This is a genomic window from Belliella pelovolcani, assembly GCF_900156785.1.
Taxonomy (GTDB): domain Bacteria; phylum Bacteroidota; class Bacteroidia; order Cytophagales; family Cyclobacteriaceae; genus Belliella; species Belliella pelovolcani.
This window is the reverse complement of sequence record NZ_FTOP01000002.1, coordinates 175,111-190,207: the sequence shown is the minus strand read 5'-3', so window position 1 is coordinate 190,207 and position 15,097 is coordinate 175,111. Positions and strand designations below refer to the sequence as shown.

At 39.5% G+C, this 15,097-nt stretch carries 13 protein-coding genes; 9 read left to right on the top strand and 4 right to left on the bottom strand.

Annotation, left to right across the window (positions count from 1 at the left end; genetic code table 11):
• Nucleotides 1-166 precede the first annotated feature (166 nt).
• Nucleotides 167-1,693 (top strand): 2,3-bisphosphoglycerate-independent phosphoglycerate mutase, encoded by a 1,527-nt coding sequence (gpmI, locus tag BW935_RS02970; protein ID WP_076498455.1) that lies wholly within the window; start codon nucleotides 167-169, stop codon nucleotides 1,691-1,693.
• A complete protein-coding gene (locus tag BW935_RS02965) occupies nucleotides 1,690-2,247 on the top strand; it encodes a hypothetical protein (RefSeq protein WP_076498454.1) in 558 nt (185 codons plus the stop codon). Before gpmI ends, BW935_RS02965 begins: the two co-directional genes overlap by 4 nt.
• Nucleotides 2,248-2,308: 61 nt before the next feature.
• Here the strand turns inward: BW935_RS02965 and tpiA are convergent, their stop codons facing one another.
• Nucleotides 2,309-3,070, bottom strand: a complete 762-nt coding sequence (gene tpiA, locus BW935_RS02960) for a triose-phosphate isomerase (protein ID WP_076498452.1) — start codon at nucleotides 3,068-3,070, stop codon at nucleotides 2,309-2,311.
• Between the two features lie 73 nt (nucleotides 3,071-3,143).
• On the opposite strand from tpiA, the gene BW935_RS02955 reads away from it, so the two are divergent.
• Nucleotides 3,144-3,647, top strand: coding sequence for a regulatory protein RecX (locus tag BW935_RS02955; protein ID WP_076498451.1), 504 nt, complete (start codon nucleotides 3,144-3,146; stop codon nucleotides 3,645-3,647).
• 16 nt (nucleotides 3,648-3,663) lie between these two features.
• On the opposite strand, the gene uxuA is transcribed toward BW935_RS02955, so the two are convergent.
• A complete protein-coding gene (gene uxuA / locus BW935_RS02950; protein ID WP_084565796.1) occupies nucleotides 3,664-4,824 on the bottom strand; it encodes a mannonate dehydratase in 1,161 nt (386 codons plus the stop codon).
• 112 nt (nucleotides 4,825-4,936) lie between these two features.
• On the opposite strand from uxuA, the gene BW935_RS02945 reads away from it, so the two are divergent.
• From BW935_RS02945 to BW935_RS02925, 5 genes are all read left to right on the top strand, one after another.
• Complete coding sequence (locus tag BW935_RS02945) at nucleotides 4,937-5,995, top strand: LacI family DNA-binding transcriptional regulator (RefSeq protein ID WP_084565782.1); 1,059 nt, start codon at nucleotides 4,937-4,939, stop codon at nucleotides 5,993-5,995.
• 88 nt (nucleotides 5,996-6,083) lie between these two features.
• Entirely contained in the window at nucleotides 6,084-6,917 is an 834-nt protein-coding gene (locus BW935_RS02940; RefSeq protein WP_076498446.1) for an SDR family oxidoreductase, read from the top strand.
• Nucleotides 6,918-7,037: 120 nt separating this feature from the next.
• Entirely contained in the window at nucleotides 7,038-8,426 is a 1,389-nt protein-coding gene (locus BW935_RS02935) for a 3-keto-disaccharide hydrolase (protein WP_076498445.1), read from the top strand.
• Nucleotides 8,427-8,438: 12 nt separating this feature from the next.
• On the top strand, nucleotides 8,439-9,788 hold the full coding sequence (locus BW935_RS02930) for a Gfo/Idh/MocA family protein (RefSeq protein ID WP_076498443.1): 1,350 nt from the start codon (nucleotides 8,439-8,441) through the stop codon (nucleotides 9,786-9,788).
• A gap of 157 nt (nucleotides 9,789-9,945) precedes the next feature.
• The gene (locus BW935_RS02925; RefSeq protein WP_245802629.1) at nucleotides 9,946-11,094 is read left to right on the top strand and encodes a Gfo/Idh/MocA family protein; all 1,149 of its coding nucleotides are present in this window, start codon (nucleotides 9,946-9,948) and stop codon (nucleotides 11,092-11,094) included.
• Here BW935_RS02925 and BW935_RS02920 read toward each other — a convergent pair whose 3' ends face one another.
• Complete coding sequence (locus BW935_RS02920) at nucleotides 11,095-12,297, bottom strand: ATP-binding protein (protein ID WP_076498431.1); 1,203 nt, start codon at nucleotides 12,295-12,297, stop codon at nucleotides 11,095-11,097. It lies immediately after the preceding gene.
• 295 nt (nucleotides 12,298-12,592) lie between these two features.
• Between BW935_RS02920 and BW935_RS02915 the strand changes: the two genes are divergently transcribed.
• The gene (locus tag BW935_RS02915; RefSeq protein WP_076498429.1) at nucleotides 12,593-13,096 is read left to right on the top strand and encodes a hypothetical protein; all 504 of its coding nucleotides are present in this window, start codon (nucleotides 12,593-12,595) and stop codon (nucleotides 13,094-13,096) included.
• Between the two features lie 45 nt (nucleotides 13,097-13,141).
• Here the strand turns inward: BW935_RS02915 and glmS are convergent, their stop codons facing one another.
• Nucleotides 13,142-14,983, bottom strand: a complete 1,842-nt coding sequence (gene glmS / locus BW935_RS02910) for a glutamine--fructose-6-phosphate transaminase (isomerizing) (RefSeq protein ID WP_076498427.1) — start codon at nucleotides 14,981-14,983, stop codon at nucleotides 13,142-13,144.
• Nucleotides 14,984-15,097 lie beyond the last annotated feature (114 nt).

Genomic DNA, 15,097 nt, shown 5'->3' with positions numbered 1-15,097 from the left:
AGGTGCAATCTCTTCAAATCTGTTAAATCAATCTTGTAATAATGATGAAAATAAAATGAAGAAATAAAAATAAGCCGTTTCTCCTTTGGCTTGACGAACAAGAATCCTCATTTTTACACTTTGATACTAAAAAAAGAAACCTATTAGAAAAACCTATATTTGCGACATGAATAAGAAAGTATTATTGATGATTTTAGATGGTTGGGGCATAGCTACCAACCCCAATGTATCTGCTATAGATAAGGCAAACACACCATTTATAGATGGGCTTTTTGAAAAATATCCACACGCTAAGCTTGAGGCTTCTGGACTTGCAGTAGGGCTACCAGAAGGGCAGATGGGGAATTCTGAAGTTGGACACATGAACATCGGTGCTGGAAGAGTAGTCTATCAAGATTTGGTTAAAATCAATAAGGCTGTTGCTGAGGGAGATTTAAAATCCAATCCAATATTGATGGAGGCATTTGAATATGCTAAAAAAGAAGGGAAAAATACACACTTCATTGGGTTGGTATCAGATGGAGGTGTGCATGCTCATATCGACCATCTCAAGGGGCTATGTGATGCAGCAAAAGCCAATGGTTTAGAAAAAGCTTACATCCATGCTTTTACGGATGGAAGAGATACTGATCCAAATGGTGGATATCAATACTTGCAAGACTTACAAGATCACTTGAAAAACTCAACAGGTGAGATTGCCTCCGTTGTCGGAAGGTACTACGCCATGGATAGAGATAATCGCTGGGAGCGTGTGAAGCTAGCCTACGATGCTATGGTTTTGGGTGAAGGCGAAAAGTCCAAGGATATCTTAGCCACTATCAAAAAATCCTATGAAAATGGTGTAACTGACGAGTTTATCAGACCGATAGTGAAAGCAAATGATAAAGGGCAGGCTGTTGCTGTCATCGAAGAGGGTGACGTGGTGATTTGCTTCAATTTCAGAACAGATAGAGGCAGAGAAATCACTCAAGTGCTTACGCAACGAGATTTTGAAGAATATAAAATGAAAGCCCTCAAGCTGAACTATATTACCTTCACTAACTATGACGAGACTTTCAAAGGAGTAAAGGTGCTCTTTGAAAAAGATAACTTACAAAACACCCTTGGTGAAGTATTAGCAGCAGCTGGCAAAAAGCAAATCAGAATTGCTGAAACTGAAAAATATCCACATGTAACCTTCTTTTTCTCTGGAGGAAGAGAGAAGGTTTTTGAGGGCGAAAGCAGAATACTTTGCCCATCTCCAAAAGTAGCTACTTATGACCTCAAGCCTGAAATGAGTGCTTTTGAAATAGCCAACAAGATCAAGCCCGAGCTCAAGAAGAAGGAGGTAGACTTCATTTGTCTAAACTTTGCCAATCCAGACATGGTTGGTCATACAGGTGTCTTTGAAGCAGCGGTCAAAGCTTGTGAGGCAGTAGATAAATGTGCAGAGGATGTCATCACTCAAGCGCTGGCTAGTGGATATACTACCATAGTCATTGCAGACCATGGTAATTCAGACATGATGATCAATGAAGACGGCACACCAAATACTGCACACACCACCAACCTTGTCCCTTGCATCATGGTAGATGGAGTGGATAGATTAGCCGTGAATGATGGAAAACTTGGAGACCTGGCACCCACAATATTGAAACTAATTGGGGTAGAAATTCCTTCTGAGATGACAGGAGCTATCCTTTTAAAATCATGATAAAAAAACATTTGGTATGGACTTTAGCTGTGCTGACATTACTTTCTTGTCAGTCAGAGATATCAAATAGGGAGGATTTTGTTCCTCCCTATTTTCAATTGGAAGAATTTGTGAAAAAACAAGCCTCCCAGCTGGAAGGAAAAACACTACATAAAGAAATCCAAATTGATGAAACCAAAGAAACTGTACATCTTAGCCCTGATAAGGAGAACTGGCTTCAAGAATTAGATTTCTTTATTCAAGCTGATATCAACCGACCTTCTTTAGCTTCTGCTTATGAAATTGCTGATGACGCCAATACGCTGAGCTATACTTTAAAAAAGGGAGAAAAAAGTAAACTCAAGTTTTTGGAAATAGTCTTGGATCAACAAGGCTACCCGAGTAAAATCATCTTTAAAATGTCAGGTTCTAATACATTTTATGAATCCAATACAGATGGTTGGTTATCAGTAAGCGCTGACTCAAAGTTAATTGATCAATTTGAAGTTACAGGTAGGCAAAAAGTAATGTTCTTGTCACCCATTCTGATGCAAGTAAAGGCAAAGATTGAGTAAAGTGTCTTAAATGTATAAAAAAGCCCTTTGGTCATTTACGAAGTCCAAAGGGCTTTTAATTTTAAAACGACTTGATGATGTCCATAAAGTCTCTGGACTTCAGCGATGCTCCTCCAATCAGCCCTCCATCCACATCTGCTTTAGAGAAGAGATCCTTTGCATTGCCAGGATTACAGCTACCTCCATATAAGATCGAAGTATGGTCTGCTGCCTCCTGACCGAATTTACTAGCCAAATGCTCTCTTAGGGCTTTGTGCATTTCCTGTGCTTGATCTGAGGAAGCTGTCTTTCCAGTTCCAATTGCCCAAATCGGTTCATAGGCAATTACAATTTTTGCAAAATCCTCTGCGCTCAGCCCGAATAAGCTTTCTGTCAATTGATTTTTAACATAAGCTTCATGGGTACCAGCCTCACGGATCTCCAAAGGTTCTCCGCAACAAAATATTGGTGTCAAACCATAATCCAAAGCTTGTCTTACTTTGGCTGTTAATAATTCATTACTTTCTTTGAAATATTCTCTTCTTTCGCTGTGGCCTAGAATCACATATTCAGCTCCAAATGATTTCAGCATCGAGGCAGAAGTCTCTCCGGTATATGCTCCGGCAGCTTTTTCAGAGCAGTTTTGACTTCCCAAAAATAAATTTGGAGTATTTCCAATCAATTTCTTCACAGGGAAAAGGTGCACAAAAGGAGGATTGAGTACAACCGTTACATCTTTGATGTTTTCATCCTTATACATATTGACAATCTCGGAGGTGAGCTTTTGCCCTTCCTCATAATTGAGGTTCATCTTCCAGTTTCCTGCTACGATTTTCTTACGCATGGTATTCAATGGTTAGGTTTATAGATTTGAAAAAAATAACGAATGCCGTTACTTTGCCATAAAATTACACAAAATGTCCTACCCTAGAAAAGAATATGGTCACGATCAGCCCAAAAAGTACTGGAGCCTCCACGAGGCAAAAGTAAAAATAGCGGCCTATTGTGCCTATCAAGATCGCTGTCAAAAAGAGGTCAGGACCAAACTCCACGAAAAAGGAATCTATGGCGAGGCGGCAGAAGCCTTGATATCAGAGATGATTAGTGAGAATTTTTTAAATGAGGAGCGCTTTGCCCAGTCTTTTGTGAGAGGAAGATTTGGACTCAAAAAATGGGGTAGAAATAAAATCCTACAAGAGCTAAAAGTTCGAAACATCAGCCCTAACTGTATCAAGTCTGGCATGAAAGAAATCGATGAAGGAGAATACTTCAAAACACTTTTTTATATTGCCGAAAAGAAATGGCATCAAACCAAAGAAAAAGATACATTCAAAAAGCGATACAAAGTACAACAATACTTGATATCTAGAGGATACGAAATGGATTTGGTAGGAGAAGTGATGAGGGAAATCTCACAATGATCTCCCTCAACAAATGTCAAATACTCTTCCAAATCAAGCCTAGTTCTAGCCCTCTCAACTCTGCAAGACCCTTCAATCTGCCAATACCAGAATAACCTGGGTTCGTCTGCTTTTTTAAGTCATCCAACATTTGGTGCCCATGATCAGGTCGCATTGGAATGGATTTTTGTCGCTTTTTTTGCCACTTCAAAACTTCTTCTATAACTGCAGGCATTGGAACATCTCCATCCAAATGGTCTGCTTCATAGAAATCCCCCTTTTCATTCCGCCTTGTACTTCTCAGGTGAATGAAGTGGATTCGTCCGCCAAACTCTCTAACCATAGCAGGTAAATCATTGCTTTCGATGACACCAAAGGAACCTGTACAAAAAGTCAATCCATTGTTATTGCTGGGGTTATTTGTAAAAATTCTCCTAACATCGCTGGCATTGCTCACGACTCTGGGCAATCCAAATATGTCAAAAGGTGGGTCATCTGGATGAATTGCCAATGAAATGCCATTTGCTTCAGCTACTGGCGTGATTTCACTTAAAAAGTGGTCTAAATTACTCGCTAATCTTGTATGGTCAATTCCTTGATAGGTATCCAAAGCCTGCTGAAATTGAGTCAAGCTATAGCCTTCTTCTGAGCCCGGAAGACCTTTGATGACATTGCTGATCAACTGCTCGATTTGATCAGAACTGAGTTGATCAAAATATGCTTTGGCAAGGGTAATCCTTTCTGGTGAATAAGATTCCTTTGCTCCAGGCCTCTTCAGGATGAACAAGTCAAAAGCAATCACAGCATCCATTTCAAACCGTAAAGCCTTCGACCCATTTGGTAATTCATAGGCCAAATCAGTCCTAGTCCAGTCTAGAATGGGCATAAAATTATAGCAAACTGTCTTAATGCCTGATTTGGCAAGATTGATTAAAGACAGCTTGTAGTTTTCAATATGCTGCTGATATCTTCCAGACCTGGTCTTGATCTCTTCATGTACAGGCACTGATTCTACGACATCCCAAACCAAATCGGCCTCTTCGATTACCTTTTTCCGTAATTCGATTTCTTCAGGTGTCCATACTTGGCCATTTGGAATGTGATGCAGTGCTGTCACTACACCACTTGCGCCAGCTTGCTTAATGTCTTGCAGGCTAACGGGATCATTTGGACCATACCAACGCATGGTTTGTTTCATAGAGTAGGTTTGACTCATTTCGGTTGCTAATAAATTTTGAACTAAAGTAGATAATGATATAGTGATTGTAAGGCCTTTGAACACATTCCTGTGCAATCGTTTCCGATTTTTTATGCATATTTATCATCTTGCTTACCTATATGACGCACGTGCTGATATGTCCGAAATTACGATCAAACACCTGGCAGAGAAACTAAATCTTGCCACTTCTACTGTCTCAAGGGCACTTAATGATAGCCATGAAATCAGTGACAAGACAAAAAAAAGAGTCATTGAATTAGCTAAAGCTTTAAACTTTCAACCCAATGCCTATGCAAGAGGATTGAGAGAACAAAAAAGTAAGACCATAGGAATCATCGTTCCAGACAGGGTCAATCATTTTTTCAACCTTGTCATCGAAGGCGTGGAGACAGTGTGCAGAGCCCATGGTTACAGTCTCATTGTGTATAATTCTTATGAAGATGTAGCCCAAGAAAAAAAGATTGTCTATGGGCTTTTGGGAGGAAAAGTAGATGCAGTGGTCATGTCACTTGCAGACGAGGAAAAAGAAGTCGAACACTTGAAATGGTTACAAGAGAGAAATATACCTATCATTTTTTTTGACCGAATTGCTCAAAATGTAAAGGGCAGCAAATATGTCACCAATGATCAAGAGGCTGCTTACATTGGCACCAAACATTTACTTGAGAAAGGCTGCAAAAAGACGGTTTTCTTAGGCTTATCTAATACAAGTATCGTCGGAATGGCAAGAAAAAAAGGCTTTATTCAGGCACATGAAGAGCTAGAAATTCCACTTAGCAACTCCTCTATTTTAGAGTTTGGGCATGACGATGTACAGAACCAAGCCATCTTAGAAAAACTTTTTTATAAACTAGATAGGCCAGATGGTGTATTAGCCGCCGCTGAAAAACTCGGACTGTCAGCTTACAGGGCTTTGGCCAAAACCAAAATTAAAGTTCCAAATCAGGTCAAAGTTGTCAGCTTCACCAATATGCAAGTAGCCGACCTTTTGAATCCTCCTTTGAGTACCATTGCACAACCCGCCTTTGACCTTGGTAGTGCTTGTGCCACAGAATTGATAAAAGGGCTCAAAGACAAGAAAACCGATTTTTCCTTAGACAAAAAAATAATCATCCCTTCTGTCTTTACTGCGAGAGAAAGTTCTCAATAACTGGAAACGATTGCGAAGATAACCTGCTTATTACTGCCAAAGGATACTTTTATTGAAGAGATTTGATCAATAAAAAATCCAAAATGACATGCAGCAAATATCAGGAAAAGTAGTTGTAATCACGGGTGGCTATGGTGTATTATGTGGAGCCATGGCAAAGACCTTGGTCCAAAATGGTGCAAAAGTAGCTATAGTAGGGCTCGTTAAAGAAGAAGCGGATGCCTTTATCAGCACAATAGAGGCGCCTAATGGGGTAATGCTAGGCTTTGGTGCAAATGTATTAGACAAGCAATCCATAGAAACGGTTCATCAGCAAATTTTAGCGAATTGGGGCCCTTGTGATATTTTGATAAATGGCGCTGGTGGTAATCACCCAAATGGAACCACAGACAGGCCCTTCATGAATGAAGGAGACATCAACAACGATGCTATCAAATCATTTTTTGATCTTGATCCCGCAGGTTTTCAATTTGTCTTTGAACTGAATCTCTTGGGTACATTGATCCCTTCTCAAGTATTTGCTCAAGATATGATTGGTAGAAAGGGCTGCTCTATCATCAATATCTCTTCACTCTCTGCCTTCAAGCCGCTTACAAAGGTTCCAGCCTACAGTGGTGCCAAAGCCGCAGTTTCCAACTTCACACATTGGCTTGCTGTACATTTTGCTAAGATGGGAATCAGGGTAAATGCCATTGCTCCTGGTTTCTTTTTGGCAGATCAAAATAGGGCGCTACTGACCAATTCAGACGGTACTCTAACACCAAGAGGACAGCAAATCATCGATCAAACACCCATGGGTAGATTTGGAGAGCCGGAAGATTTGTTATCCACTTTGGCTTGGTTACTAGATGATGGGTCGGCCTTCGTCACAGGTGTGATCGTGCCAGTAGATGGGGGGTTTACAGCCTATGCTGGAGTCTAGTCCTGATGATATTATTCAAGAATAAAATCAACGGAATCGATTTCGTTAATTGAAGTGCATTTGTTCCGTTTTGTAAAATAGTATTACAATATTGTCCTTTTAACAATTAATCCAAACACCATGAATTCTATTAACCTATACCTATGCTATCTTTGTTTAGGGCTATCTATTTCAATGATATCATGCCAGTCCAGTGATCAAAATGAAGAAAAATGGGTAAATCTCTTCGATGGAGAATCGCTCGATGGCTGGAAAGCAGTGATGGGAGCAGCAGATTTTGAAATTGAAAATGGCGAAATAATTGGAATTGCTAAATTTGGCACCCCAAACACTTTTTTGATTACAGAAGAGCAGTATGATGATTTTATTTTAGAATTTGATTTGAAGATCAACCATATTTCATCTAACTCAGGGGCCATGGTCCGAGGTCAATTTGATCCAACAGCTCGAAATGGAAATGGATTAGTCTATGGTTACCAAATCGAAGCTGATCCTACAGATCGGGCTTGGTCGGGGGGACTTTATGACGAAGCAAGAAGGGGCTGGATCTATCCTTTGGATTTAAATCCTCCTGCAAAATCTGCCTTCAAAATGGGTGAATGGAATACTTATCGAATTGAAGCTATTGGTAATGAAATCAAATCATGGATCAATGGGCAGGAAGTGGCCTATGTTGTTGATGATACGGACAGCAGAGGCTTTATTGGCTTGCAGGTACACTCAATCAATGACCCAAATTATGAAGGGGAAAAAACCCATTTCAGAAACATCCGCATTCAAACTGAAGATTTGACGTCTACTCCATTTAATGGTGACGTATTCGTAGTCAATACTGGGCTGAACCAATTGACTGATCTAGAGCAACAAAATGGTTGGAAGCTCCTATTCGATGGAAAAAGCTCAGCTGGATGGGTTGGAGCATACAAGGAAACATTCCCAGAAAAAGGATGGCATATCAAAGACGGCATATTGATGGTGGAGGCTTCTGATGGTTCGGAATCTATGAGTTTTGGTGATATTGTCACAGTAGACAAATTCAGTGCCTTTGACTTATCATTTGATTTCAACATATCTGAGGGAGCGAATAGTGGTGTTAAGTACTTTGTCACCTTATCAGAGGGAAACAAAGGGTCAGCTATTGGTCTAGAATATCAAATTTTAGATGATGAAAGACATCCTGATGCCAAAATGGGACGAGATGGTAATCGGACTTTGGCTTCACTCTATGATCTTAAAACTGCCGACAAACAACCTCGATATGTAAGAAAGCCAGGAGAATGGAATCAAGGTAGGATCATCGTTCATCCAGACAATAAAGTAGAACATTTTATCAATGGCGTCAAGGTCTTGGAATATGTGCGAGGTTCAGAAGTTTTCAGAGAAATGGTAAGTGAAAGCAAATACAAAGTCTGGGAAAATTTTGGAGAAGCTCCAGAAGGGCATATTTTGTTGCAAGACCATGGAGATGAAGTTAAATTCAAAAACATCAAAATCAAAGAATTAAACTAACCCAAAATAAGCATGGATAAGCATAACCAATCCAGAAGGGAATTTATCAAAAAAGGAACTTTACTAAGCGCTGGAATCAGTTCAATAGGAGCACTGGGCTTTTCTGCCAAAAGTTATGGTAAAATTCTAGGAGCAAATGATAGAATCAACATTAGCGTCATTGGTCTTGGGAGAAGGCTCGGGGCATTTATCCCAGCACTGTCCAATACTGGTACAAATGTACAGGTATCATACCTCTGTGATGTCATGAAATCTCAGAGGGAGAATGCTGGCAAAAAATTTAGTGAGTTATTATCGTATACTCCCAAGCTAGAAAATTCTATTTTTAAAGTAATTCAGGATCAATCTGTGGATGCGATCATCAATGCTACACCAGATCATTGGCATGCACCAGGTACTTGGATGGCCTTAGAAGCTGGCAAGCACGTCTATGTAGAAAAACCATGTAGCCACAATGCCAAGGAGGGTGAGTTACTCGTAGCTTATCAAGAAAAATATGGTAAAGTAGTCCAAATGGGCAACCAACAGCGCTCCTCAGACCACACAATAGAAATTATCCAAGAAATCCACAATGGAGCTATTGGTAAGCCATATATGGCAAAAGCATTTTACAATATGGCAAGGGGTAGGGTTCCTAACCCAAGTCCTGCAGCCGTTCCGGAGGGACTTGACTGGGATTTGTTTCAAGGCCCTTCTCCGAGGAAAGCCTACATGCACAATACATGGGATTACAACTGGCATTGGTATGGTTGGGATTTCGGAACAGCGGAAACAGGCAACAATGCTACCCATGAATTGGATATTGCTAGGTGGGCATTGCAAGTAGAATTCCCAAATCATGTAGCCGTAGATGCAGGAAAATATCATTTTAAAGATGATGGCTGGGAAATGTACGACACCATGCTAGCTACTTTCAAATTTGATGGGGACAAGACCATCATTTGGGATGGGAAAAGTAGAAATAACTATGACATGTACGGTGGTGGAAGAGGTACTGTCATCTATGGTACCGAAGGAGCTGTATTTGTCGATAGGGAGCTGTATAGATTATTTGACCGAGATGGGAAACTGATTCGCGAAGTCAAATCAGGAGGTGACGAGGGAGGTACAGGACTAGGTGGTGGTGGAGATATGAGTACCTCACATGTGGTCAACTTTCTCGAAGCAATCAGAGGAAAAGAAGTTCCTAGATCTCCAATAGGTGAGGGCAGAAAAAGTACACTTTTGTGTCATTTAGCAAATATCTCTTCCAGAATTGGCGAGAACTTCGATTGTAACTCAAGCAATGGACATATCTATAATAGAAAAGGTATGGAACTCTGGTCTAGAAGTTATGAACCGGGTTGGGAACCTAAGTTATAGATCACCATAAAGCGCTGAACCAACGATCAGCGCTTTTTTTAACAGGGTTAAACCACCACACCATCTATCAAAATTGGATCGGGGGTTGAAAATCATTACTTTAGAACGGTTAAAAAATTAAGATTTGAGAAGAAGAGATTTTATCAAAACAAGCGCAATGGTCAGTTTGGCAAGTACGATTCCTGCATTTGCCATCCATCAAGCTATCAAAAAAACCTACAAAGTAGGGATCTTAGGTTATGGAAGTCGTGGAACAGGACTTCATGATGTAATTAACAATCTACCCGAATATTTTGAGGTAAATGCTGTATGTGATACCCTTGACTTTAGGCTTGCAGCATTGAAAAATCATGGAGATACTTCCAAAATTAAACAATACAAAGAACATCGGCAGATGGCTGAGGACAAAAATCTAGATATCATTTTTATCTGTACACCTCTGTCCATGCACTTTGAACATGCTAAAACAGCAATAGAAAATGGCAAGCATATCTATCTAGAAAAAGCCATGACTCACACAGCTCAAGAGTCTATTGCGCTGCAGAAGATTGCCTCAAATCATCCCAAGCAAACCATACAAATAGGTCATCAGTATCGCTATTCCCCTCTATACTTCAAGGTAAAAGACTACATCCAAGCGGGGTATTTGGGTAAAGTCACTCAAGTAGAAGTTCGTTGGGATAGAAACAATAACTGGAGGAGGCATGTACCAAGTCCAGAGCTTGAAAGGATGATAAACTGGAGAATGTATCATGAATACTCCGGTGGCCTAGCAGCAGAATTACTATCTCATCAGGTTGATTTTATCAATTGGGCATTTGAAACACAGCCAAATAGTCTCTTCGCAACAGGAGGAATTGATTATTTCAAAGATGGTAGAGAAACCCACGATAATGTGCAAATTCTAGCCAGGTATGAAGATGCTGGTATGATCGGCAACTTTGGTGCTACTTGTAGCAATGCTCACGAAGGATATGTCTTTAAGATTAGGGGAAATAAAGGCACCATTTCTCTTTTCTTTAATGATGGCTACTTCTATCCAGAAGAAAACCATATAGAAGAATTGCAACAGGTAGATGGAGTCTCTGGGGCAACCAAACTAAATTGGATGGAAGACAAAAAGGCAATTAGGCTAATCGACGAACCCCTAAAAGATGGTAGCTACTATGCGCTAATTGATTTCTATCGATGCATAGAGGAGCAAGCTCTTCCCTATTCAAATATCATCAATGGTGGACAGACGGCTATCGCAATTGCAATGGCCAATGAATCTCTAAGAGATGGACAATTGAAGCAATGGGGGTAATCAATACAAAAGCCCAAATAACCACAGCGGTATCTTGTTTCCAATTCCATACTCCATATCATCTAAAGCTAAAAATGAATTTTCCACATTTTTGATTTGGGTCTTATTCTTATTTCTTCCTCCAATTTCGAAGGTATATTTTTCATCTACGAGAAAATCCCCTTTTTTGCTTATACTTACAATGCGTCCACTATTTCTGAGTTGATTCATGAAAAAGGTTTCTCTAACTGTACCAATAGAAGGATTCACTTGTAGAGAAAAAAGGAAGTTGGGATTCTCAAAATAAATTTTGCCTGGTTTTTGCAATTGGCTAATCCCCCTAACTTGTTCATAGAGTAGATTCAAAATTTTTGCATCTTCTAGATGCTTGATGTAAATATTTACAGTTTGTCTTCCAAGATGCATTTTCTCTGCAATTTTTGAAATGTTAGGCTCAAAAGGAACACTTTCAGCTATCACTCCAAGAAGTTGCTTGATTTTAATGACATTGGATGCATTATAACCCTGAATGGCAGAAAGGTCACTTTCTAGGACTGTGTTGATTATTTGGATCAATCTTTGAGGAATTCTTTCAGCCTTCAGGTCTTTGGTGAAGGGAAAATAACCTGCCTGAAGATACTCTTTGAAAAGGGGCAATACTGGTTCACCAATTTTTTTTATAAGTCCATCTGAAATACTCAACGTGTTTTCAATAATGTCTTGAAAATCTATTGGTTCAAGAGAAATTTGATGATATAAAGAAAGGTACTCTCTGAAAGATAGTCCATGTAAAATTTGAGTTTCCAATCTTCTGCTCAGGTCTGCTTCCCCACGATAAAGATCCAATGCTGACGAACTGGTAAATATCATCCTCAATTCAGGAAATCCATCGTAAATTAATTTAAGATCTCTAGACCAATCGGGATATTTATGAATTTCATCCACCAACAAAACCTTTCCCCCATAGCTATACCAGAGAGATGCTAGCTCAAATAACGTTTGATTATAGAAATAAGGATGTTCAGCTGTTACATATAATCCTTTTTCTCCCTGATCTAGAATTTCCTTCAAATGCTGTAACAAAAGAGTGGTTTTACCAACACCTCTCAAACCTTTAATTCCTAGGAGTCTTTCCTTTACTAGCAAATCTTTATACAAGTATCTATACCAGCTGCTTTGGAAATTTTTTAATAAATTTCCCTGATACTTCAACAACTCTTCCATACAGATTGATTTGAATCTAAATCAAAAATAAGATCAATTTGATTCAACAACAAGTCAATTTTAATAATTTTATGATTTGAATACAAATCAATTTGAGCTTCGTCTCTATATTTCTCCATTGAAAATATAGGATTATAGATAGTAGGAGGTTATTAAACTTGATAAATATGCACTTACTTCTTAAAAGTAGGCGCTCAAAATATTGTTGAGATTAAAATTTTTAAAGCATACAATTCAAGGCTTTTGTTTTAATTATCTCTTTAAATGACGTATTTTGCAGGATATTTAATTGACAATGATTCAGAAACTCTTTCCTTTAGACAAAAATTATATCCTGCGGCAAGCACAGACTGCCATGGAAGAAAAATCTTTGGAGCTGATGGTATATGAGTTAAAAAAATCCTACACAGCACTTTACAATCCATTGATGCTGATGGACAATACTTTTAATCAGATCATTGATGCATATGAATATCCTACAGACCGTCTGAAAATCATCTATCACCAACTCTGTGGTGTATACAGGTACAAGTATGGAGACAATCAGCTTGAACTGTTATTTGATGGACGAAGCCATTTTGATAAATTCCAGGAAGATTGGTTTAGGCAATTGACCCTCTGGCTTAGAGAACTGGGTCAACACGAGCAATTTGTAAAGACCATGCTGAGAATGACCATCCTGTTCGACACAGACTCTCGGGCAGAATGGTCTGAAAATCAATGCAAGGCTTTTATCAATCAATATTTTGATCTCAAGATCTTCAAAAGAAAAGGAGAGCTGAGATTAAAAATCGCTTAATAATAAAACAAGAAACCCAGCTTTTAAGCTGGGTTTCTTGTTTTATTACTCTACCGTAACTGACTTAGCCAAATTCCTCGGCTGATCCACATTACAGCCTCTCATCACAGCGATGTGATAAGATAGGATCTGCAAAGGAATTACTGAAAGAAGGGGAACAAAAGCCTCAGCAGTATCTGGTACTTCTAAGACATGGTCTGCCATACCTCTTACTACCGTATCTCCTTCGGTGACTACAGCTATGATTTTTCCTTTTCTAGCCTTTACCTCTTGAATATTCGACACCACCTTTTCATATGAGTTATCCTTGGTGGCGATGAAAACTACTGGCATTTCCTCATCAATCAAGGCAATAGGACCATGCTTCATCTCTGCTGCAGGATATCCCTCTGCGTGGATATATGATATCTCCTTCAACTTCAATGCGCCTTCTAAGGCAACTGGGAAATTATACCCTCTACCTAAATAGAGGAAGTTTCTAGCATCTTTATATTCAGCAGAGATCGCTTCAATATTCGGGTTCATTTTGAGCGTACGCTCTACCTTACTTGGAATGGTTTCTAGTTCATTGAGTAATTGTACATATTTGCTTTCAGTGAGGGTGCCTCTTTGATAACCAAGCATCAATGCCATCATTGTCAACACAGAAATCTGAGCTGTAAATGCCTTGGTAGATGCTACTCCGATCTCTGGTCCCGCATGGGTATAGCTCCCCGCATGGGTCGCTCTCGCAATAGATGAACCTACCACATTACATACACCAAAAATAGTCGCGCCTTTGGATTTGGCCAACTCAATCGCTGCAAGCGTATCAGCAGTTTCACCAGACTGAGATATCGCAATTACGAAATCTTTTTCACTGATAACTGGATTTCTATATCTGAACTCAGAAGCATACTCTACCTCTACAGGAATACGAGCAAATTCTTCAAATAAATATTCTGCAACCAGGCCCGCATGCCAAGAAGTACCACAAGCTGTGATGATGATCCTGTCCGCATTTTGAAACTTGTTCATATAATCCCTGAGACCACCCAGGACCAAGCGACCATTTTTGGCATCTAGCCTTCCTCGCATACAATCTGCAATAGACCTCGGTTGCTCAAAAATTTCCTTGAGCATAAAATGCTCATAACCTCCCTTTTCTATTGCCTCGAGCTCCATTTCGAGCTGATTGATGTAAGGGTTGGTCTCTACATTTTCGATGGTCTTGATCTGAAGAGAGCCATCTCTAATGACAGCAATTTCATAATCATCCAAATAAATTACTTGATTGGTATATTCAATAATTGGGGTTGCATCAGATGCAAGGAAATATTCATTTTTACCAACACCTATCACCAAAGGAGATCCTTTTCTAGCTGCAATCAAGGTATCAGGCTCTTCGATATTCATGATGACAATCGCATAAGCGCCTACTACTTTGTGTAAAGCGAGCCTCACCGCTTCTTCAAGGCTACAATTGTTGTTTTTGTGAATATCCTCGATAAACTTCATGAAAACTTCAGAGTCTGTTTCACTCTGAAAGGTATACCCTCTGTTTTTCAAGTCTGTCTTCAATACATCATAATTTTCAATGATCCCGTTGTGAATCATCGCAAATTTTTCACTCGCTGAGTAATGCGGGTGTGCATTGACATCATTAGGCTCACCATGCGTAGCCCAACGGGTATGTCCAATTCCAATAGTCGAATGGAGCTCACCTTGGCTGGTCAGGTGGTTTTCCAATTCAGATACTTTTCCCTTTTTCTTGTAGACATTGAGACCTTTTTGGTTGATCAGTGCAATACCTGCACTATCATAACCACGATATTCTAGCCTCTTGAGTCCTTTGATGATTATTGGCAACGCTTCTTGTTGCCCTACATAAGCTACTATTCCACACATATGCAAAAATGATTAAAGAATAAAGTTAAACCTTTTAGAAATAAGAAAGCAAAAACCCAACCTAAATTCTCAAATTTGGATTCCTCCAAAAACAAAATTTAGCTTGGGTCTCGC